The following is a 20,236-nucleotide window of genomic DNA, read 5'->3' on the forward strand; positions in this document are numbered from 1 at the left end:
CGGATTCCGAGAATAATGACGCTTTGAATGTGCCCTTGATCGCGCGCTGAAGTGCGAACGACCGATACCTCGGCGATCGATGATCCCAACTCTGCCGATTCGTTATATCGGACGACGGCCTAAGGTTTGGAAGGTCCGCGCCGGGCTGAGATGCTCAGCGGGATCGGCGAATTCGCCGTGCCATCGGGAGATCGCAGCGTCGCTCGGTCCGGCCTCCCATATGCGGCAAGGTCCGACGCGACGGGGATGGTCACCTCCAGCCACACGCAATCCGCGTGAGTCTTCAATCGCGGGGTGTCCAGTCTGGCCGGAAGAAGTACGACCTCTCCGCGTCGAAAGGTCTCGCGCCCGTCGCGTCCGTGGAGAATCTCTCCGTCGCCTTCAAGAATGATCCAGACCACCAGCTCGGCATACGGAATCGGCTGTTCGACGCCGCCGGCGAATCGGACGCGCTCGATCGTGAACGACGGACACGTAATGAGCCGCGTCACCGTCGTGAACACGCTCGTGACGTGCGAGCGCTTTTCAAATGCCCTGAAGTCCTTGTAATCGCGAATGCACTGCAACCCCTCGGAGATGTGAAGCCCCGCGTCGCCTGTCGGCCGCTCGCGCTGCCAGTCGTAGAGCCGAAATGTCGTATCCGAGGGAGTCTGAATCTCGGCGACCACCACTCCGGGCCCCAGGGCATGGACCGTCCCGCTTGGAATGCAATAAGTCTCGCCGGCCTTGACCTGAATGCGATGAAGCAGATCGACGATGCTCGCGGGGTCGTTGTGGACGGCGGCGGCCACGTCGTCGAGATGGACGTCGCTCCTGAGCCCTCGATAAATGACGCCCGGATCTCGCGCCTCAAGGACGTGCCATGCCTCATCCTTGGCGGTCACGTCAATCCCGAGTGCTTCCGCAGCCTGGGCATCGGGATGTACCTGAATGCTCAGCGGCGCCTCGGCATCTAGAAATTTGATGAGCAGCGGAAAGCAGCCGCCCGGCGCACGCACGCTGCCGAGGAGTTCAGCCTTCCACGCACCGACAAGGTCGCCCAGCGAGCGGCCCTTCGCCGGCCCCCGCGAAACGATCGACTGGCCCGCCGCGAGCCCGGCGCACTCCCACGATTCGCCGATCGCGATGTCCGGCGGTAGCTGCTTGCCGAGCAGCCGTTCCAGATTCCGCCCGCCCCATACCTTGGGTTTGAAGATCGGCTCGAAGATAAGCGGGCAGACTTGCATTCCGGGGATTGTAGCTGGATCGTACCCGAGGCAACATGTACACGCCGGTTCTGCCCGATTGATCCGGCCGAACAACTTCGGGAGTTAAGCGCATGAGCGCTCGGACGGTAGAGATCAATCAGCACCTGGAAATCCCGCTTGCCGAGCTGTCGTTCTCTTTCAGCCGAAGCGCGGGGCCCGGCGGCCAGAACGTCAACAAGGTCTCGACCAAGGTCTCGTTGAAGTTCGACGTCGCGTCCAGCCCCAGCCTGAGCGAACATCAAAAATCGCTGATCAATGAAAGATTGGCGACCCGCATCGATAAGACCGGATGTCTTCGCATCTCGTTGAGCTCCGAACGGAGCCAACTGGCCAACAAGGAGGCGGCTATTCTGCTGTTCGCCCGGCTGCTCTCAAACGCCCTCCGCGTACGCAAGAAGCGGATCAAGAGCAAGCCCACCGCCGCCTCAAAGCAAAGGCGATTGGACGCGAAGCGCCGGCAGGCTCAGCGCAAGCAGGCGCGCGGCCGGATCGATCGTCAGGATGATTAGGGATTCAGGATCAACCGTCCCGTGGCGGTCCGCTCGACAGGATCGTTCGCATTGTCGTCAACCACCGCGAAGACGCTGTAACTCCCGTCGGGCACGGTGGTGCCGTCCTGATCCAGGAAGCTGAACGTGAAGGTGCCCGTGTTGCCGTTGTTCGACAACGGATCATTGCTCAGCAGTATCACTTCGTTTCCGTTGTCGTGATCGTCATCAAGGTCGAGCCCGAGCGTCAGTCGCGCGTCGGCATTGTTGTTGCCGTTGTCGGTCCACGTGATGTTGAAAGTGTTGCCCGTCGTCACGGTGACGTCGGTAGCGCCGGGCGCGGTGAATGTAAAGGTGGGAACCGGCAGCGACGTCGTCACGGTCAAAACGCCCGTCGTGCCCCGATCGGTGTCACGCGAGATCGCCGTCGCCGTCTCACCGTCCGGCGATTCGATGATCGCGGTAATCACATAGTCTCCGACGCGAACGCCGGTGATGTCCCACTCGACCCGGTCGCCGTCGCCGTCGGCCAAAGCGTCCCTGCCGGAGCCGACCGTCCCGTCACCGACGAGGTGGATCGGATCGCTGGTGCTCTCACCGAGGCTGTTCTCGCGCTGGGCGATGATGCGGACCGAAGTGCCCGCGATGGTGGCGATATCCGCCCACTGAACAATGGCCGCCGCGCCCGGCGCGGCCGTCGTCGGAGTCGCCGGAATGACGATGCCGATCGCCAGCGTCGTGGACGTCGGCGAATTGACCGATGTCTTGGGCGGTGGAACCACCCCGTAAAGCAGCATCTCTCCCGTGCACCCGGCCAACAATGTCAGCGCCAGGGAGCAAAGCTGTTCGCGGAAGAGTCGATTTCGGGCAGGCCGTGTCTCAGTGTTCATAGCAATGTCCCGTTCCCCTCTCCCAATGGGTATGGCGGAGGGCTTGCGGCGAGGAGGTGTGGCGAGGTGTCTTGTCCCACCCGAACAAAGAGCATGCCCACAACCTGATTCTTGGCCTTGTCACCCTCAAATGTCAATTCGGCGGCGGCGCACCACGTATAGTTTTCCGTCCGATGGGCCTCCTACTGGAGGAAAAAATAAGGACGTGGCCCTGCGAGCCTGCCAGACCCCGGCGGCAATCCCTCAGTCGAAGCGGAGATATCGGAATGGTCCGTAAAAACAGGGGTTTTCGGCGATCTCGCTCCTTTTCGCCCCGCCTCATTTCTTGACGCGACCCTGGTTGCTTCTTAGAATCATGCGTCATCAGCCGATCTGAGCCAGGCCTCGCAATAGATGCTCGTTCCTCGCGCTATATTCAGACCAGTCCAAGAGTTCCAGATGCCTCGTCGAAAGCGCGAAGCTAAGGTAGGGAAGAAATGAAGCCATCCAATTCACCGAATAGTTCCTCATCCACCTGGGCCGGTCGCCTCTGGTCGAAACGCCCGATGCGCATCACGGCTGGTCTGTTCCTGCTCATTGGGATGGGCCAGTCCGGCGGCATCTGCGGGACAAACACCGGTGGTGGAGGCAACGGCGGCGGAAATAACGGCGGAGGCAACGGCGGCGGAACGACGAATACGATCAATCTGCTCGCCAGCGACCACATCCTGGGCAATCCCAACGCCACCGTCGTCGTCGTCGAATACTCAGATTTCCAGTGTCCTTTCTGCGGCAGGTTTGCCCGGCAGGAATACGCCACCATCAAGCAGAATTACATCGACACCGGGAAGATCCGCTTTGTCTTCCGCCACTTCCCGCTTCGTAACATCCACAATCGCGCCGAGGCCGCCGCACGTTCGACCGAGTGCGCCAACGATCAGGGCAAGTTCTTCGAGTTTCACGACCTCGTCTTCAACACCACCGACGCCAACGGTCCCATCCTGACCGACGCCCAGCTTCAGGCACACGCCGTGACGCTCGGCCTGAACACAACCACCTTCAACGCCTGCTTCCCGCCCGGCGATTCCAAGGCCGCCCGCGTCCAGCAAGACGTCAACAGCGGCACCGCCCTGGCTATCACTGGAACCCCGACCTTTTTCGTCAACGGCCAGCGCTTGTCAGGCTTCCAGACCGCTGCCCAGTTGAGCGCCGTGATTGACCAGAAGCTCGCCGGTAACTGATCCGGTCTTTCGACTTCCTCGCTACGAAGTTCCTCCTCGCCTACCGGGGAGCGGCAATTGCTGCACATCGGGCGCAATTACCGCCGGACCTCACATGGAATCACTTCGCCGACTTCCAGACCGTCGCCGCGCATGCCGATCTCCATGGTGGGCCCCGGCATGGTCCCCGGCCCGGACATGAATCATCGATGCGGGAAAGTTGTGCTCGAATGAAGACGAAATCAGTTCATGACACGGTTCGGCGGGCAGGAACGGTCATTGCCGCGTGCATCATGGCCGGCCTTTTGGCCTGCACCCCGACGTCCCTCTTCAACGATCTCGCTGCACGATCTGATTTCGGCCCCAACGGCAACCCTGTTCCGCGGGCGATCCAGGTCGGCTTCATCAACAACACGCCGTTTCGCGCCATCTTCACCGCCGGCGGCTATGACCAGCTTAGTAACGACGCCCTCCCCACCAACTTCGTTCAGCTTCGCCTCGAAGGAAACGCGACCACGGCCCAGATCCCTCAGCCTTGCCGCGGAACCTTCTCCGTCGGCGGCGCCGAGTTGGTTCGCCTGATCGAGTTGAACCGCAACAGCCCGGCCATCAACATTACGGATAACGCCGCCCTCATCACCGGCGTCAATTTCTCCGCCGCCCCCCTCGGCGATCCACTCGAAGCGGAGCCGACCGAAGGAACCGCCGTCGGCGTCGAAAGCCTGGTCGGCGTCGATTTCACCTGCCAGCGGACCGACATCCGCCAGAACACCGGCACCGGGCTGCTCCTCTACACCTTCGAGCAGGATGCCATGGCGCCCGGCGGTTTCCGCATCGACTTCACCTTCATCGCCCCCTGATCGGCGGCGACGCGACCCCGCTTCGCCTGTCGCAGTTGCATCTCGTGCCCTGCCTGCCGCGCGGCTATACTACGCTTTGGGACGACGCTGTCACCGGCAGGTCCCCGGGCAATCATCATTCATCGTTTCTTTCCGCCGAGGCCCGCGGCGAGCGTTATCCGGATGGCCGGTGTTCATCGCGAGATTCGTCCCTGCCCGGGCGTCGCCATGCTGCTTCAATTATGCCTTCGCGCGTTTCTTTTCATTGCCCTCATCGCCACCGGCCTCAGCTATGCTGAATCGGAAGAGAAGGGGGAATTCCTCGGTCAATACCGGGTCGTCTTCATCATCGGCTCGGTCTTCCTGGCCGGGCTGATCGTCCTGATCGACTTGAACATTTCGCGAAAGAGCCTCCAGGCGATTTCCGGAGTTTTCTTCGGTTTGGCGGTGGGCCTGCTGATCGCCTATGGCATTAATGAGGTGCTCATCGCGTTGATGAAATCATTCTCGCCATCTCTCTTCGCGGACGGGAGGGAGCACCCCAGCATCGCCATCACCCGGGTCCTGATCGGCCTCATCAGTTGCTATTTCTGCGTCAGCTTCATCCTTCAGACCAAGGACGATATCCGCTTCGTCATCCCCTACGTCGAATTCGCCAAGCAGATCAAGGGCCAGCGCCCGATCATTCTCGATACCTCCGTCATCATCGACGGGCGTATTGTCGACATCTGCGAGACCGGCATCCTCGATCAGCGACTGATCGTGCCCAAGTTTGTCCTCTCCGAATTGCAGGCCGTCGCCGACTCCAGCGACAAGCTCAAACGCAATCGCGGTCGCCGCGGCCTCGATGTCCTCAACAGCCTGCAATCGAACAAGGCGATCGATGTCCAGGTCCTCGAAGACCACGATATGTCCGCCGACCGTTCCGAGCCCGTCGATCTGAAGCTGCTCTCGCTCGCCCAGCGTATGAACGGTCGGGTGGCGACCAACGACTACAACCTCAACAAGGTCGCCAAGGTCCGTGGCGTCCAGATCATCAACATCAACGACCTTGCCAACGCCATGAAGCCCATCGTCCTCCCCGGCGAGGCCATGACGGTAAAGGTCGTCAAGGCAGGCGAAGAGCAGGGCCAGGGCGTCGGTTACCTCGAGGATGGCACCATGGTGGTCATCGAACAGGGTCGCGCCCACATCGGCGAAATCGTCGACCTCGCCGTCACCAGCGTTCTCCAGACCTCAGCCGGCCGAATGATCTTCGGCCGCGTCGAAGGCGTCTCCCAGCCCAATCGTCGCCGACCCTCGCAACAGGAGGCATGACCAGCGCCGCCATGACCGACTACTCACCGCATCAGCGAAAGATCATCAATCGCTACTACGATCACCGCGACACCATCATGCTGACCAAGCTGGCCGACATGGTGTCCGAGCTATACCTGGCCGACACCGACAAAAAGCGCGATCAGCTCTGGAAGCGGGTCGAAACCGCCATGAAAAACCTGAAAATTCCCCCGGCCACCACCGCCCACATCATGGAGAAAAAAAGTCCGGAGCTTCTCGCCGGGCATCTACGCGACTGGCAAAACGGCGCAAAATAGGCGATTCTCGCGGCATTCGACCCCATCGCCTTGTCAACGGTCACGACTGATGTGAAGATGATCGTTCGGTTACGGATTCGGTTTCTCGATCATTCAGGAGGTGCTTGCCATGTCTACGCGACGCGAATTCTTGGGCGGTATCGCAGCCACCGGCGGACTGATGCTCTTGCCCGAAGCGCTGGGCCTTTCCTCGCTCGCTGCCTTCGAAGGGGAGGGCGGAGGCGCTCCGTCGCAATACGAGCTGCCTCCACTGCCGTATGCCTACGATGCACTCGAACCGTACATCGATGCCCAGACGATGAAGATTCATCACGATCTGCATCACAAGGGCTACACCGACGGGCTCAACAAGGCACTGGCGACGCTGGCCGTGGCCCGCGACGGCGGAGACTTCGCCGGCGTCGGACCGGTCTCCCGGGCACTCGCCTTTCACGCAGGCGGCTATTTCAACCACAACGTCTTTTGGAACAACATGGCGCCCGCCGGCAAGGGCGGCGGTGGAAAGCCCGATGGCAAACTCTCCGCCGACATCAACCGCGACTTCGGCGGCTTCGATAAGTTCACGGCGCACTTCAGCGCCGCGGCCGCTTCGGTCGAGGGCAACGGCTGGGGCGTCCTCGCCTATCATCCGGCCCTCAAGCGCCTGATGATCTTCACCATGATGAACCAGCAGATGCAGACCCCCATCGGCAGCATCCCGCTGCTCATGTGCGACGTCTGGGAGCACGCCTACTACCTCAAGTACCAGAACCGCCGAGCGGACTACATCAAGGCATGGTGGAACGTCGTGAACTGGAAAAACGTCTCCGAGCGCTACTACGCGGCCATGGCTCAGGCGTAGTCGAATCGGGCCACGATGATTGAACGCTGCGCTGTCGAAGCGGGCGGTCCGGACATGGGCTGTAGTAACTCAGCGGGCCGCCCGGGCGAGGAACGGGTGGTCGATGCCGGTGTTGGATTTCATGAAGTGCTTGGCCGTGGCGAGCCGCTCGTAGAAATCCATCTTTCGCTGCGCATATTTTTTCTGGGCGCCGTTGGACGCGGCGACCTCATCGGCGGCGGCGCGCTGGAGTCCTGCCAGGCAGTCGCGGAGCCGCGGGGCGATCTTCTTCCACCCGGCGATGCACGTCTTGCGAATCCTCTGGATGATCTGCTTGTTCGCCGTGCTGCCCTTGCGGAAGGCCCTTGTGGCATCCAGGGCATTCTCAAAAATGCCGGCGAGCCGATTAAGGGCCAGCAATTGCGATGACACCGCCTTGGCGACCTCGCCGGGCCTGCCGCGCGACGCCGTGGCAGGCGGCTTCTTGAGCAACACCTTGAGTTCCGCCGAACCAGCCTGCACGCGGGCAATGATGACCGAAAGACGCAGGCCGACCGGCACGAAGTTGTACGTCGCCCAGCCGGAGCCGTCGCAGAAGTCGCATCGGGCCATCCCCAGCGCGACGCACGGCTCGCAAGGCCAATCGCCGCTGGCGCGCCCGCGACCGCCGCATGACGGGCACTTCAGCAACCCTCGCTTGCAATAGAAGCACGGGAAATGCGCCAGGGCCTTTAGAAGCTGCTTCGCACCCGCCGCGCCGAACTGCGACCTCAGCCAGGGCGTCAGATCGGTGTTCTTCTTCACCACTGATTGAGACAAGCCCTCGACCAAGAGCGCGGCCGCGTCCGAGTCACGCTTCTTCCCCAGCGCGAGGCGCACCTTGGCGACGAAGTCGGGCGTCTTGGGTTCGGTCGGCATGTTGCAGGACTTCGACGAACAGCGGAGACGCGGTCCGGACTATTCGTTGATTCCGAGCAACTCGACTTCAAAGACGAGAATGGAGTTCGGCGGAATGCCGGGCCGACCCTGAGCGCCATAGGCAAGATTCGGCGGAATGATCAACAACCGCTTGCTGCCCACCTTCATGCTGCCCACGCCCTCGGTCCACCCTGCGATGACTTGGTTAAGGCCAAAGCTGATCGGCTCGCCGCGATCGACCGACGAGTCAAACTTGCTGCCGTTGGTGAGCCAGCCGGTGTAGTGCACCTTCACCTTGTCGGAGACCTTGGTGGAAGTCGGGCCCGCGCCCGTCGTGATGTCCACATACCACAGCCCGCTTGGCGTTGTGACGCCCTTGGCGACGTTGCCGCCGCGTGACTGAACCAGTGCCTTCGCCGCATCCTGCTCTTTGGCCGCCTGCATGGACTGCTCCTTTGCTTTCTCGGCCATGCGCTTTTGCTCGGCCTCGATGAGGGACTTTACTTCACTCTGCTCCAATATCGTTACCTTCTTAATGATCACCGGCGTCTTGGCCGCGGCGGGCTGTTGGCCATCGGCGCGCGGGTCCATATCGACCGGCGTGTTGCGAATCTTTTCGACAACATCCATTCCGTCGATGACCTTGCCGAAGACGCAGTAGCCCCAACCGCCCGGCGACTCGGACTTGAAGTTCAGCATCGCATTATCCTGAACGTTGATGAAGAACTGGCTCGTCGCGGAGTGCGGGTCGCCCGTCCGCGCCATGGCGATCGTGCCGCGGTCGTTCTTCAGTCCGTTGTTGGCCTCGTTCTTGATCTTGTCCTTGGTCGGCTTCTGCTTGTAGCCCGGTTCCATGCCGCCGCCCTGAATCATGAAGTTCTTGATGATCCGGTGGAACATCGTGCCTTCATAGAAGCCGTCCCTCGCGTACGACAGGAAGTTCTCGACCGTGCCCGGGGCCTTCTCTCGATTCAGCTCAATGACGAAGTCTCCCAGCGTGGTGGACATGCGCACATAAGCTCGATCGGCGATCTTCGGTTTTCCGTCGCTCATATTGGCCTTGTCATCCGCAAGAACGGTCGTGGCGGCGAACGCGGCGACGATCGCTGCGAACCCATGGAATTTCACGAAACAGCGCGTCATTGGAGCACCTCGTTTGGATAGTGATTGTTGGGTGAATCATGCCGTGTGAGAGCCCGCAATCTCAGGCGGGCGTTGGTGAATGCTAGGTGGCAGGGCCGGAGGTGTCAAACCGGCGGATCGAGCGATTCGGGCCGGGCCGCGCATCACAATCTAGCGGCGCGGCGGATGTCGGCGACGAAGTCCTGACAGGACTTGCGGACGCAGGCCTGCCAGTCGCCCGAACACCCCGCGCGCATCGCGGCATCAGCATACGCGAATATCACCGAACGCCCGGCGGCGATGATCGCGCCCTTGCCGCTCGCGTCGAAATACGGCAGGAAATCCTCGGCGCGGCCGCCCTGTGCGCCGTAACCGGGCACGAGAAAAATGGACTGCGGCATCGCCTGACGCAATCGGGCGGCGTCCGCGGCATTTCGTGTGGCCACGACGGCGCCGACCGACGAATAGCCGTGACGCCCGGTGGTATCAGACTCCGACGCCCAGCGAGCGACCTCGCCGGCGACGATCTCGTGAACCTTGCGACCGTCACCGGTCACGACGTCCTGAATCGCCGCGGCGGACTTATTTGAAGTACGGACGAGAACAAAGACGCCGCGCCCCTCTTGTTTTGCAATGTCGATGAACGGACTCGCACCGTCGCTGCCGAAGTAACCGCTGATCGTTATCGCGTCCGGCATGGCCTGCGTTTGCGCGTCGGCCAGGGCCGCGTCAGACAAATGGGCTCGGGCGTACATCTCGGCCGTGTGCCCGACATCCCCGCGCTTAACGTCGCCGATGGTAATGAGCCCGGCGGCCTTCGCCCGGTGTAGTAGCCTGTAATAGCAGGCGATTCCCCCTGCCCCGTATGCCTCAAAATAAGCGGAGTTGATTTTCACCGCCGGGACGATGCCGGCGATGCAGTCGATCACCCGGTCGGCGAATGCCTCGATGCACTGCAATTGCGTAGCAAGGTCGGGATCAGGCCCGTGCGGCTTGGTGAGTTCGTCCGGCAGATTTCGAAAGACCGGATCCAGTGCGACGACGCAAGGCGCCTTGAGGCGGTCCACTGCGTCGAGAAGTTGATCGGCGAAGCACATCGGTGAGATTCTGGACACCCTGGGAATACAAACGTCGATGGATCGCGCGGGCCGCCGCAAAGTGCCATTCGCCTGTCACCGACGCCGGGCCGGTGAAAAGCGGGGCAGTTGATTAAGCCTGGTCCGTGGCTTCTGCTTCAGCGGCGGGCGCCTTCGGCTTGGCGGCCTCGTCGCGGCCGCGAAGCTTGTCGAGCTCTACCTTCGCCTCGCGCCACATTTTGTAGGCATCCTTGCGATTGCCCTTCTTGAACTCAATGGCTGCGAGTTCCTTCTTTCGCTTGATTTCTTTCGTCTTTCTCATTGCTCTCGCGTCTCCTGGTGGACGATGCTACGTCGCGATGTCCTTTTATGCAGGCCGGTCGGGTGGCCCATTCGCTAGATTCTCAACTCGATACAGCGGAGCAATTATATCTGACCCGCGAAAATCCGCGATGCCGCCGGGCAATCTATTTCGATGGCATTTGGAAATTTCCGGGTCCTTCCGCAGGGCCAGCCATATCCTTATGCTGGACGGTCACTTAGGGGAGGCAGAAAATCATCCCCGAATGTCGCTTGCCGGGGTTGACAAGGTTCCGGGCCGTGCTACATTACTGTGCTGCGAGTTGGTGATTCAACTTGCTTTGAGTTGGTTCGGTTTCAGAGCGGAAAGGGTTCGATTGAATCGACGGACTGGCGATACGAGAGCGAATCGCTCGGCGTGACTGAAATCGGAAGGCCCTTTGATCTTGAAGAGCCACCGGAAGTCGCCGGTGGTTTTTTTAACGCCAAATTTTGCGAGGCGTTGCGAAAATTGGCCGGTGGCGGCCCAGAGATAAGTGTCTCGGTTGGTCGCTCAGGTTGAATGGATCGGACAATCGAGGGCAGAGTAGGGCTCGTAGCTCAGTTGGTTAGAGCGCGTCCCTGATAAGGACGAGGCCAGTGGTTCGAGTCCACTCGGGCCCATTCACGCCGCCCGAAGTGGTTGCGGTGGAGAAAATGGACTGGGGTGCATTAGCACTGATCGGCGTTGCCTTGCTGCTGGTGATCTGGAGGATCAGAGGCGGCGGGTGAGGCCCAAAAGGATGTGACTGAGAGTTCTCAGTCAGCGAGAGAATGGAAGGCCCGACGGCCCGGACGAGACGATGGCCCAATGCTGGTGGCCTTCTCGGAGAGACACGGGGCCGTAGCTCAATTGGGAGAGCACTAGCTTTGCAAGCTAGGGGTTGCCGGTTCGATCCCGGTCGGCTCCATTCGGTAGGTGAGTCAGTCTTCGGCCATCTGCTTTCGGGTTTCATCGCCCGCGAGCTGATGGCCGAACGCTGACGGCGGGAAGTAGGTCGGAGTCATCCGGCCGGCGGCTCGCAGGATCGTTCGATTGCTCTTTGACAATAGAATAGAGTGGATATGTGAGGATCGAAATCACAATGATCCTCAATGTTCTACGTTTCTTCTGAACGACCTGGCGGCCTTCACAGCCACCGGGAAAATCGGAGGAAGCGCAGAGCGCCGACGGCGACTTGGCACAATTTTGAGATTGCCTGGCTTGGTTGTCGCAGCGGTGAGTCGGACCGAAAGGTCAGGCGAACTGGTGTGGCGGATCAAATCAGCGATTGATAAATGTGGTCAAGCTCGTAAGGGTACATGGTGGATGCCTAGGCGTCCAGAGGCGATGAAAGACGTGGTAGGCTGCGATAAGCTCCGGGGAGTTGTCAAACAAGCGTTGATCCGGAGATCTCTGAATGGGGAAACCCCGCATCGCGGATAAGCGGTGCGACTGGCGTATGAATGTATAGTGCGTCAGAGCCGACCCAGGGAACTGAAACATCTAAGTACCTGGTGGAAAGGAAATCAACCGAGACTCCGTTAGTAGCGGCGAGCGAAAGCGGATATAGCCCAAACCGGGCTTCATGCCCGGGGTTGTGGGGCCTCGAGGAGTTACAAAGGCGCGATCAGCAGAACGGCTTGGAAAGGCCGACGATACAGGGTGACAGTCCCGTATGCGACGATCGTTGCTCTCCGTTGAGAGGATTCCCAGAGTAGCGCGGATGTCGTGAAACTCCGCGTGAAGCCGGGGGGCCCACCCTCCAAGGCTAAGTACTACTGGACGACCGATAGTGAACAAGTATGGCGACTGAAAGGTGAAAAGAACCGCAACAAGCGGAGTTAAAAGAACCTGAAACCATGTATTTACAAGCAGTCAAAGACCTATGGCCACCTTCGGGTGGTCACGGTCGATGGCGTACCTTTTGCATAATGGACCGGCGAGTTACTCCTCTGTGGCAAGGCTAAACCGCTCCGCGGTGGAGCCGTAGCGAAAGCGAGTCTGAATAGGGCGATTGAGTCGCAGGGGGTAGACCCGAAGCTGAGTGATCTACCCATGGGCAGAATGAAGCGCTCTTAACCGGGCGCGGAGGTTCGAAGCCGTGAACGTTGAAAAGTTCTGGCATGACCTGTGGGGAGGAGTAAAAGTCTAATCAAACTCAGAGATAGCTGGTTCTCCCCGAAAATGCTTTAGGGCATGTCTTGGGCCACTACAACGTGGGGGTAGAGCTACTGAATGGATCGCGGGGTCCACCAGACTACCGCCTCCAATCAAACTCCGAATACCACGTTGACTATCCCAGGAAAAAGACTGTGGGTGATAATGTCCACGGTCAAAAGGGAAACAACCCAGACCGCCAGCTAAGGTCCCAAATTACATCTAAGTGCATAAGGAAGTTGGATTTCTGTGACAGCGGGGATGTTGGCTTAGAAGCAGCCACCATTTAAAAAGTGCGTAATAGCTTACCCGTCGAGAAATCCGGCACCGATAATGAACGGGACTAAGATGTAAACCGAAGCTGCGGCAATAGTGACACGAGAGTGTCACTATTGGGTAGGGGAGCGCTGATAGGCAGATACAAGGCGTACCGTAAGGAGCGCTGGTGGGCCTATCAGGTGAGTATGCCGGTTTGAGTAACGAGAAAGAGGGTGAAAATCCCTCTCGCCGTAAGCCTAAGGTTTCCTGGGGAAGGTAGATCCGCCCAGGGTTAGGCGGACCCTAAGACGAGGCCGAAAGGCGTAGTCGATGGACAGCAGGTTAATATTCCTGCCCTTCACTTAACCTATCCACACGTGCGTTTTTCCGAGGTGCAGCCCACGACGAGGTTCGAGGGTTCCCGAGAGGGTGAGGCCAATTTGTTGCTGAAGTGCGCGGAAGAGGAACCGAGAAAAGCGTGTGGGATTTATTAAGTGAAACCGTACTAAAACTGACACAGGTAGGCGAGGAGAGTATCCTCAGGCGCTCGAGAGAACGGTCCTTAAGGAACTAGGCAAATTCACCCCGTAACTCAGGGAGAAGGGGTCCCTACTGCATGTAGCAATACAAGCAGAGGGCGCAGAGAATCGGCAGCGGCGACTGTTTATCAAAAACACAGGTCTCTGCTAACTCGCAAGAGGATGTATAGAGACTGACGCCTGCTCGGTGCGGGAATGTTAAGGAAGGCGGTCAAGGGGTTCGCCCCTGAAGCTGGCGACCGAAGCACCCGTAAACGGCGGCCCTAACTATGAGGGTCCTAAGGTAGCGAAATTCCTTGTCGGGTAAGTTCCGACGCGCATGAATGGCGAAACGACTGCTGCACTGTCTCAAGGACCGACTCGGTGAAATAGGACTTGTGGTGAAGATACCACATACCCGCGGCAAGACGGAAAGACCCCGTGAACCTTTACTGTATCCTGATACTGGAGCCGGTTATTACATGCGTAGGATAGGTGGGAGGCTTTGATCCGCCGGTTTCGGCCGGCGGGGAGCCATTGTTGAAATACCACCCTTGTACTATTCGTCTCCTCACCATGACCCGTGAATCCGGGCATGGGACCGTGTTAGGTGGGCAGTTTGACTGGGGCGGTCTCCTCCTAAAAAGTACCGGAGGAGTGCAATGGTCGGCTCAGCACGGTTGGCAATCGTGCGTAGAGCGCAAGGGTATAAGCCGGCTTAACTGCAAGTTATACAGAACGAGCAGATGCGAAAGCAGGCCCTAGTGATCCGGTAGTCCCGTGTGGAAGGGCTATCGCTCATCGGACAAAAGGTACTCCGGGGATAACAGGCTGATCTCCACCGAGCGTCCATAGCGGCGTGGAGGTTTGGCACCTCGATGTCGGCCCATCGCATCCTGGGGCTGAAGGCGGTCCCAAGGGTTCGGCTGTTCGCCGATTAAAGCGGTACGCGAGCTGGGTTCAGACCGGCGTGAGCCAGGTCGGTCCCTATCTGCCGTGGGCGCACCAAACTTGACGGGAAACAACCCTAGTACGAGAGGATTGGGTTGTAGCAACCTCTGGTGAATCTGTTGTCCTGCTAAGGGCAGCGCAGGGTAGCCATGTTGCGAAAGGATAAACGCTGAAAGCATCTAAGCGTGAAGCCCCCCCGAAGATAAGGTTTGGAAGTCTCTTCGGAGACGAGAGACCCCTCGTAGACCACGAGGTCGATAGGCCAGAGGTGTAAGGGCTGAGAGGCCTTGAGCTGACTGGTACTAATGGTCGAATGCTTGACCACATTTATCATTCGCTGATAAGTGTGATCCAATGTCCTCCGTCGGCAATGGATCTTCGTGTTTCGGTTTTCCGTATCCACTCTATTCACTATATTTGAGGGAAGCCTCGCGGCCTTGGCTCATCAATCGTGATGGGTGCCCAGCATCGTCGCGACGGCTCCTCCAAGTTTTGCTTCGTGCGGCCGGCAACGTCGCACGGAGCTTTGCTGGTGCCCATACCCAAGGGGAAACACCTGATCCCATTCCGAACTCAGAAGTGAAGTCCTTGGGGCCGATGGTAGTCCAAGTGGGCGAGAGTAGGTTAGTGCCAGTTTTTGAGAGGCCCGGTGCTCGCAAGATCACCGGGCCTCGCCTTTTTTACCCCCCCCCTTACCCTTCCTGACGCCATCGTTGTGCCGGTCCTGCTGCGCCGCCGGGGTGACGAGGGTTCGGGTGGGATGATGGCCGGTTTTGATTCGATAATCCGTGGCCGGTTTTCAAGTGATGGATGACATCGCGAGGCTCCGCGTGGCGCGCAATCCATTCATCCACCTCGGCTTGAACGGCCTGGGTCAGCCGCCGCTCAGCGCCTTGCCGTCAGATTCCCGTCAGCAAATCGCGAGCCGGCAATTGCATTGTCGCGGTGGAATCGATACTCTCCTGCATCGGCGTACTCATCTGCCCATCGTGGGCGGCTCGGAACCTCGAACAAGTCCCGAGAGTACGCCGTCTTTTTTTACCCAGCCTCCATCAGTGAAGTTCGGCTTTAGCTCGAATCGCCCCCACTGCCCACCAAAACTTTCACCTAATCTGTACGGCCTATCGCGCAGATTAGAATAATTCGTCACTACCGATCGCCGTTTCGCTTATACGTCGTCGATCCGCGACCGCCAGGTTCACAGCCCATGCCGGCCAACACCGACCATCTTCCACCCTCCCCCGACCAGCCCATCCTGTTCTACGATGCCCAGTGCGCCCTCTGCGACCGAACCGTTCGCTGGTGCCTCCGTCACGATCGCCGCGGCCGCCTGCGTTTCGCGCCGCTCCAGGGCAGCACTTACGCATCTCTCGCCGACGACGCCAAGCCGGCCGAACTTCAAACCATGGTCCTCCTGACCGACGACGGCCTTCACGTCACAGGCGAAGCCGCCTTGCGAGTGCTGCATTCGCTCGGCGGATTCTGGGCTGTTCTCGGCGCCTTAGGCCGCGTCGTGCCGCGCTTTGTCCGCGAAGCCGCCTACCGCTACGTAGCCAGACGCCGCGCCTCTTGGTTCGGCCCCGCCGATGCATGCCTCTCCCAGGGCCAACATGACCATCGTAGATTCCTCCCGTAAAGCCGCATCACATCCGTTGAACCCAGCGGCCTCACCGCAGCAAACCTATTCCCAGAGCCCCGGCCCCGCCCCGACTTGAGTGTGTCGAAGAGTTGGATTACCTTCTGTCCTCTTGGCGAGGCGCCTGTAGCTCAATTGGATAGAGCATCTGACTTCGGATCAGAAGGTTGGGGGTTCGAGTCCCTCCGGGCGCGGTTTTCCATCCTCGGTCCTCGGTCATCCGATGCTCGGGCCGATTCGTTCTCGGTGAACCTGAAAGGACGGCGGATGGGCCGCGATCATCGCCCCGCATTACGTCCCCTGCCCATTCTTTCTCTCCTCGCCGGTTTTCTCCTCCCATGCGGCGCGGCAAGCGCTCACGACGTCGCCCTCACGCGCGTGCGCGCCTGCTTCGATCCGCCCGGCCGCTTCCAGGTGGACCTGATCTACGACGTGGACGCCTTCGTCCTCGGCCTTCGCCCCGAGCACCTGACCGCCGAGGATCTCGAATCACTTCGCGCGATGTCGCCCGAAGACGTCGACGAACGACTCGATGAACTGCGCTCCCTCGCGCTCCATCGCGTACGCCTCCGCTTCGACGATCAAAAGACCGCCTTCGACGTTTCATTCCCGACCATCGACTCCCCCGAGACCGTCGCCGCAACTCAGACCGACGCGGCGCACGGAAGCCGCAGCAACCGGATCATCCGTCTGAGCGGCGAAGTACCCGAGGGCGCCACTCAGTTTGTCTTCTGGGCGTCCCGCTCATTCGGAAACGTCATCCTCGAGTTTGTCGATGCCGCCGGCGTCTTCATGGCCCAGCAATTGCTCGAAAAGGGAGCCCGCAGCGATCCCTTCGACCTCCGGCGCCCGGCCCAGCCCGCGGGTTTCTTCTCCGTCGTCCGCGACTACGCGGTCCTCGGCTTCGAGCACATCATTCCCGAAGGGCTCGATCACATCCTGTTCGTTCTCGGATTGTTCCTGCTCAGTACGAAGATGGGCCCGCTGCTGTGGCAGGTCTCCGCCTTCACCCTGGCCCACACGGTCACCCTCGCCTGCGCCACTTACGGTGTCATACATCTGGCACCATCCATCGTGGAGCCGCTCATCGCCCTCTCTATCGCCTACGTCGCCATCGAAAACGTCTGCACCAGCAAACTCCACGCCTGGCGGCCGATCGTCGTCTTCGCCTTCGGCCTGCTCCACGGTCTGGGCTTCTCCGGCGTCCTCCAGGAATTGGGCCTGCCGCCCGGTCGGGTGGCGACCGCACTGGTCTCATTCAACGTCGGCGTCGAGATCGGGCAGCTCGCCGTTATCGCGCTCGCGTTTCTTGTCGTCGGCCGGTTTCGGCGTCGCCCGTGGTACCGCCCCAGAATCGTCATTCCGATGTCCCTCGCCATCGCCGCCGTGGGCCTGTATTGGTCGCTGGAAAGAACCGGCTTGGTCTGACGATGCCGCTCTCGCCGAAATTCGCCGCCATAACCCGTTGCCCGTCAGATGCTTAAGACAGCCTCGGAATCGCCGGTTTGCCGCCTTGACACGGACTAAATCGGAGCTATACTCCCCATGCACTAGTCGGTAGTCCGGTGTTAGGTATGTTCGCTGGGTCACCTGTCGCTCGTGCCGCTTTGCGGTTTAAACGGCGACCTAAAAGGGTGGCGATGGCGGGTTCTTCCTGGCTCCGGTTTTTTTATCGCCTGAGCGTAAGGACCGTCGGTAGATGCCCAGCGCATCGGGCCGAAATTCCGGCGAAAATTCGACGGATTGTCCGGTTGACAGGCTTCTGAATGCTGGTATAGTGCGTGGCTCGCCGCAGCAAAGCGGCGAACCTCGAAATCGGCCCCGCGTCGGTTTCGCGTCTGCTCTTTGACAAGTAAACAGAGATCGCCGCGAGAATGTGGAGCAATCTTGCCGCTGCAATGGCAAGGCTTGCTCAGATCCTATTAGTCGTCGCGACATCGGGTAACACCGTGTCCGGCGAAGATAGGTGTGCTTTTGCCGAACTTAACTGTTCGGCTTTTGCTCAAACATTCTCGTGTGCAGACGAACGTTTGAGCTTGGTGTTTTCGATTGGTGAAAACCGATCGAAAACCCTGTCGATGTCGATGAAATTCCGGTGCACTTCGGTGCTTCCGGATTCAACGATAAAATTCGAAGAGTTTGATCCTGGCTCAGAACGAACGCTGGCGGCGTGGCTAAGACATGCAAGTCGTACGATAGGTTGTAGCAATATGGCCTATAGTGGCGGACGGGTGAGTACAAAATAGGTAACGTGTCCCGGGCACAGGGATAGCGTCGGAAGCTTGCTTCCTTTGCGAAAGTGACGGTAATACCTGGTAATGTCATTGAAAGGCATCTTTTGATGACCATAAGGTGGGGACCTTCGGGCCTACCGGCCTGGGAGCGGCCTATTTCCTATCAGCTAGTTGGTGAGGTAACGGCTCACCAAGGCAACGACGGGTAGCCGGACTGAGAGGTTGGACGGCCACATCGGGACTGAGACACTGCCCGGACATCTACGGATGGCTGCAGTAACGAATATTCCGCAATGGGCGAAAGCCTGACGGAGCGACGCCGCGTGGAGGACGAAGGCCTTTGGGTTGTAAACTCCTTTTAGGGTTGGGAAAGCAATGGGCGCTAATATCGCCCGGCGTTGATCTAGCCCAGAAAAAGCCTCGGCTAATCCCGTGCCAGCAGCCGCGGTAATACGGGAGAGGCAAGCGTTGTTCGGAATCACTGGGCTTAAAGCGCGTGTAGGCGGTTCGGTAAGTACTTTGTGAAATCTCCCCTCTCAATGGGGAAATGGCTTGGTATACTGCCAAACTTGAGGTAGGTAGAGGTGCCTGGAACTCTAGGTGGAGCGGTGAAATGCGTAGATATCTAGAGGAACGCCCGTGGCGAAAGCGGGGCACTGGGCCTGTCCTGACGCTGAGACGCGAAAGCGTGGGTAGCAAACGGGATTAGATACCCCGGTAGTCCACGCCGTAAACGATGCGCACTAGGTTTGCATGACTCTGACGTCCTGCGAGCCGAAACAAAAGCGTTAAGTGCGCCGCCTGGGGAGTACGGCCGCAAGGCTAAAACTCAAAGGAATTGACGGGGGCTCACACAAGCGGTGGAGGATGTGGCTCAATTCGAAGCAACGCGCAGAACCTTACCCGGGTTTGACATGCTAGAATTAGCTCCATGAAAGTGGAGTGACGCGGCTTGCCGTGGAACTAGCACAGGTGCTGCATGGCTGTCGTCAGCTCGTGCTGTGAAGTGTCGGGTTAAGTCCCTTAACGAGCGAAACCCTTATCGTTAGTTGCCAGCGCGTCATGGCGGGCACTTTAACGAGACTGCCGGTGTTAAACCGGAGGAAGGTGGGGATGACGTCAAGTCCTCATGGCCTTTATGCCCGGGGTTGCACACGTCCTACAATGGGAAGGTACAGAGCGATGCGAGACCGCGAGGTGGAGCAAATCGCAAAAAACTTCCCCCAGTTCGGATTGCAGGCTGCAACTCGCCTGCATGAAGTTGGAATCGCTAGTAATCGCGCATCAGCTACGGCGCGGTGAATATGTTCCTGAGCCTTGTACACACCGCCCGTCAAGTCATGGGAGCTGGTAGTACCCGAAGTCCGTTTAGCGAACCGCAAGGAGCGGCGGCCGACGGTAAGACCGGTGACTGGGACTAAGTCGTAACAAGGTAGCCGTAGGGGAACCTGCGGCTGGATCACCTCCTTTCTAGGGGATTACCTAGACGTGATTCGACGCTGTCTTCGGATGGCCTCGACGCGTACAGGTCAGCACATTCTCGGATCGCAGCAATGCGATTGGGCAGCTCGGTGACGAGCAGCCCCGACGATCTCTGTTTCTTATTATCAAAAACGCCCGGCGTGCCTCGTGCTCGTCGGGCGTTTTTTTTATTGGCAGTTCGAGTCGAATGGGCTGCTTATCCGACGGAGGTATCCGCAATCTGATCCTTCGGGTCAAACTCAAAACCGCACTCGGGACAGATGCCGCTCGTAAGACCCCTGAGCTCATATCCACACGAACGGCAGAGACCTGGCTTGCCTGCTGTGCGCCGCAAGAGAACTCGCTTCATGATTATTCCAAACAGGACGCCGGAAACTATCGAAATGAAAAAATCACGTGATGCTCGCCCCCAAGTATATTTAAACGCCGGGTCAGTTAGGAACTCATACACAATATGGACTGCGGACAACGGAAGTCCGAATCC

The 20,236-nt window shown here is 59.4% G+C and carries 14 protein-coding genes, 3 tRNA genes and 3 rRNA genes; 14 read left to right on the forward strand and 6 right to left on the reverse strand.

The genetic code is table 11. The features are described 5' to 3' along the window. Window positions 1-119 precede the first annotated feature (119 nt). Window positions 120-1,226 (reverse strand): class I mannose-6-phosphate isomerase, encoded by a 1,107-nt coding sequence (locus HS101_11095; GenBank protein MBE7506817.1) that lies wholly within the window; start codon window positions 1,224-1,226, stop codon window positions 120-122. A gap of 92 nt (window positions 1,227-1,318) precedes the next feature. On the opposite strand from HS101_11095, the gene arfB reads away from it, so the two are divergent. After that, window positions 1,319-1,756 carry an aminoacyl-tRNA hydrolase gene (arfB, locus tag HS101_11100; GenBank protein MBE7506818.1) on the forward strand — a complete coding sequence of 146 codons (438 nt, stop codon included), beginning with the start codon at window positions 1,319-1,321 and terminating at the stop codon, window positions 1,754-1,756. On the opposite strand, the gene HS101_11105 is transcribed toward arfB, so the two are convergent. Next, window positions 1,753-2,625 (reverse strand): hypothetical protein, encoded by an 873-nt coding sequence (locus HS101_11105; GenBank protein ID MBE7506819.1) that lies wholly within the window; start codon window positions 2,623-2,625, stop codon window positions 1,753-1,755. The two genes, arfB and HS101_11105, sit on opposite strands and share 4 nt — an antisense overlap. A gap of 476 nt (window positions 2,626-3,101) precedes the next feature. On the opposite strand from HS101_11105, the gene HS101_11110 reads away from it, so the two are divergent. The 5 genes from HS101_11110 to HS101_11130 all read left to right on the forward strand — a co-directional run bounded on the left by HS101_11110 (window position 3,102) and on the right by HS101_11130 (window position 7,099). Beyond that, window positions 3,102-3,845 (forward strand): DsbA family protein, encoded by a 744-nt coding sequence (locus tag HS101_11110; GenBank protein ID MBE7506820.1) that lies wholly within the window; start codon window positions 3,102-3,104, stop codon window positions 3,843-3,845. 209 nt (window positions 3,846-4,054) lie between these two features. After that, entirely contained in the window at window positions 4,055-4,684 is a 630-nt protein-coding gene (locus HS101_11115; protein ID MBE7506821.1) for a hypothetical protein, read from the forward strand. Window positions 4,685-4,894: 210 nt separating this feature from the next. Continuing rightward, window positions 4,895-5,980, forward strand: coding sequence for a PIN domain-containing protein (locus HS101_11120; protein ID MBE7506822.1), 1,086 nt, complete (start codon window positions 4,895-4,897; stop codon window positions 5,978-5,980). Next, the gene (locus HS101_11125) at window positions 5,977-6,258 is read left to right on the forward strand and encodes a hypothetical protein (protein ID MBE7506823.1); all 282 of its coding nucleotides are present in this window, start codon (window positions 5,977-5,979) and stop codon (window positions 6,256-6,258) included. The genes HS101_11120 and HS101_11125 overlap by 4 nt, the downstream gene beginning before the upstream one ends. A gap of 160 nt (window positions 6,259-6,418) precedes the next feature. Further along, entirely contained in the window at window positions 6,419-7,099 is a 681-nt protein-coding gene (locus tag HS101_11130) for a superoxide dismutase (GenBank protein ID MBE7506824.1), read from the forward strand. Window positions 7,100-7,168: 69 nt separating this feature from the next. Here the strand turns inward: HS101_11130 and HS101_11135 are convergent, their stop codons facing one another. The 4 genes from HS101_11135 to HS101_11150 all read right to left on the reverse strand — a co-directional run bounded on the left by HS101_11135 (window position 7,169) and on the right by HS101_11150 (window position 10,516). Beyond that, complete coding sequence (locus HS101_11135; GenBank protein MBE7506825.1) at window positions 7,169-7,996, reverse strand: hypothetical protein; 828 nt, start codon at window positions 7,994-7,996, stop codon at window positions 7,169-7,171. A 39-nt stretch (window positions 7,997-8,035) separates the two neighbouring features. Further along, window positions 8,036-9,139, reverse strand: a complete 1,104-nt coding sequence (locus tag HS101_11140; protein MBE7506826.1) for a peptidylprolyl isomerase — start codon at window positions 9,137-9,139, stop codon at window positions 8,036-8,038. Window positions 9,140-9,282: 143 nt separating this feature from the next. Continuing rightward, window positions 9,283-10,215, reverse strand: coding sequence for an orotidine-5'-phosphate decarboxylase (gene pyrF / locus HS101_11145; protein ID MBE7506827.1), 933 nt, complete (start codon window positions 10,213-10,215; stop codon window positions 9,283-9,285). Window positions 10,216-10,327: 112 nt separating this feature from the next. Then, the gene (locus tag HS101_11150; GenBank protein MBE7506828.1) at window positions 10,328-10,516 is read right to left on the reverse strand and encodes a hypothetical protein; all 189 of its coding nucleotides are present in this window, start codon (window positions 10,514-10,516) and stop codon (window positions 10,328-10,330) included. A gap of 567 nt (window positions 10,517-11,083) precedes the next feature. Here HS101_11150 and HS101_11155 point away from each other — a divergent pair. The 8 genes from HS101_11155 to HS101_11190 all read left to right on the forward strand — a co-directional run bounded on the left by HS101_11155 (window position 11,084) and on the right by HS101_11190 (window position 19,742). After that, window positions 11,084-11,157, forward strand: a tRNA-Ile gene (locus HS101_11155). 214 nt (window positions 11,158-11,371) lie between these two features. After that, a tRNA-Ala gene (locus tag HS101_11160) sits at window positions 11,372-11,444 on the forward strand. Window positions 11,445-11,811: 367 nt separating this feature from the next. Continuing rightward, window positions 11,812-14,727 (forward strand): 23S ribosomal RNA (locus HS101_11165). A gap of 201 nt (window positions 14,728-14,928) precedes the next feature. Continuing rightward, a 5S ribosomal RNA gene (rrf, locus tag HS101_11170) occupies window positions 14,929-15,036 on the forward strand. A 571-nt stretch (window positions 15,037-15,607) separates the two neighbouring features. Then, window positions 15,608-16,036: a DUF393 domain-containing protein gene (locus HS101_11175; GenBank protein ID MBE7506829.1), complete on the forward strand. Its 429-nt coding sequence runs from the start codon at window positions 15,608-15,610 to the stop codon at window positions 16,034-16,036. A gap of 120 nt (window positions 16,037-16,156) precedes the next feature. Further along, window positions 16,157-16,230: transfer RNA gene (locus HS101_11180), tRNA-Arg, on the forward strand. 52 nt (window positions 16,231-16,282) lie between these two features. Beyond that, complete coding sequence (locus tag HS101_11185) at window positions 16,283-17,464, forward strand: HupE/UreJ family protein (GenBank protein ID MBE7506830.1); 1,182 nt, start codon at window positions 16,283-16,285, stop codon at window positions 17,462-17,464. Between the two features lie 704 nt (window positions 17,465-18,168). Continuing rightward, window positions 18,169-19,742, forward strand: a 16S ribosomal RNA gene (locus HS101_11190). Window positions 19,743-20,236 lie beyond the last annotated feature (494 nt).

It is taken from the genome of Planctomycetia bacterium, from assembly GCA_015075745.1.
Taxonomy (GTDB): Bacteria; Planctomycetota; Phycisphaerae; order UBA1845; family UTPLA1; genus UTPLA1.

Bases quoted from the DNA above. Each gene is read 5' to 3' on its own strand.
- HS101_11095 (MBE7506817.1), bottom strand. From the start codon at position 1,226: ATGCAAGTCTGCCCGCTTATCTTCGAGCCGATCTTCAAACCCAAGGTA.
- HS101_11115 (MBE7506821.1), top strand. From the start codon at position 4,055: ATGAAGACGAAATCAGTTCATGACACGGTTCGGCGGGCAGGAACGGTC.
- arfB (MBE7506818.1), top strand. From the start codon at position 1,319: ATGAGCGCTCGGACGGTAGAGATCAATCAGCACCTGGAAATCCCGCTT.
- HS101_11175 (MBE7506829.1), top strand. From the start codon at position 15,608: ATGCCGGCCAACACCGACCATCTTCCACCCTCCCCCGACCAGCCCATC.
- HS101_11130 (MBE7506824.1), top strand. From the start codon at position 6,419: ATGCTCTTGCCCGAAGCGCTGGGCCTTTCCTCGCTCGCTGCCTTCGAA.
- HS101_11150 (MBE7506828.1), bottom strand. From the start codon at position 10,516: ATGAGAAAGACGAAAGAAATCAAGCGAAAGAAGGAACTCGCAGCCATT.
- HS101_11140 (MBE7506826.1), bottom strand. From the start codon at position 9,139: ATGACGCGCTGTTTCGTGAAATTCCATGGGTTCGCAGCGATCGTCGCC.
- pyrF (MBE7506827.1), bottom strand. From the start codon at position 10,215: ATGTGCTTCGCCGATCAACTTCTCGACGCAGTGGACCGCCTCAAGGCG.
- HS101_11135 (MBE7506825.1), bottom strand. From the start codon at position 7,996: ATGCCGACCGAACCCAAGACGCCCGACTTCGTCGCCAAGGTGCGCCTC.
- HS101_11125 (MBE7506823.1), top strand. From the start codon at position 5,977: ATGACCAGCGCCGCCATGACCGACTACTCACCGCATCAGCGAAAGATC.
- HS101_11105 (MBE7506819.1), bottom strand. From the start codon at position 2,625: ATGAACACTGAGACACGGCCTGCCCGAAATCGACTCTTCCGCGAACAG.
- HS101_11110 (MBE7506820.1), top strand. From the start codon at position 3,102: ATGAAGCCATCCAATTCACCGAATAGTTCCTCATCCACCTGGGCCGGT.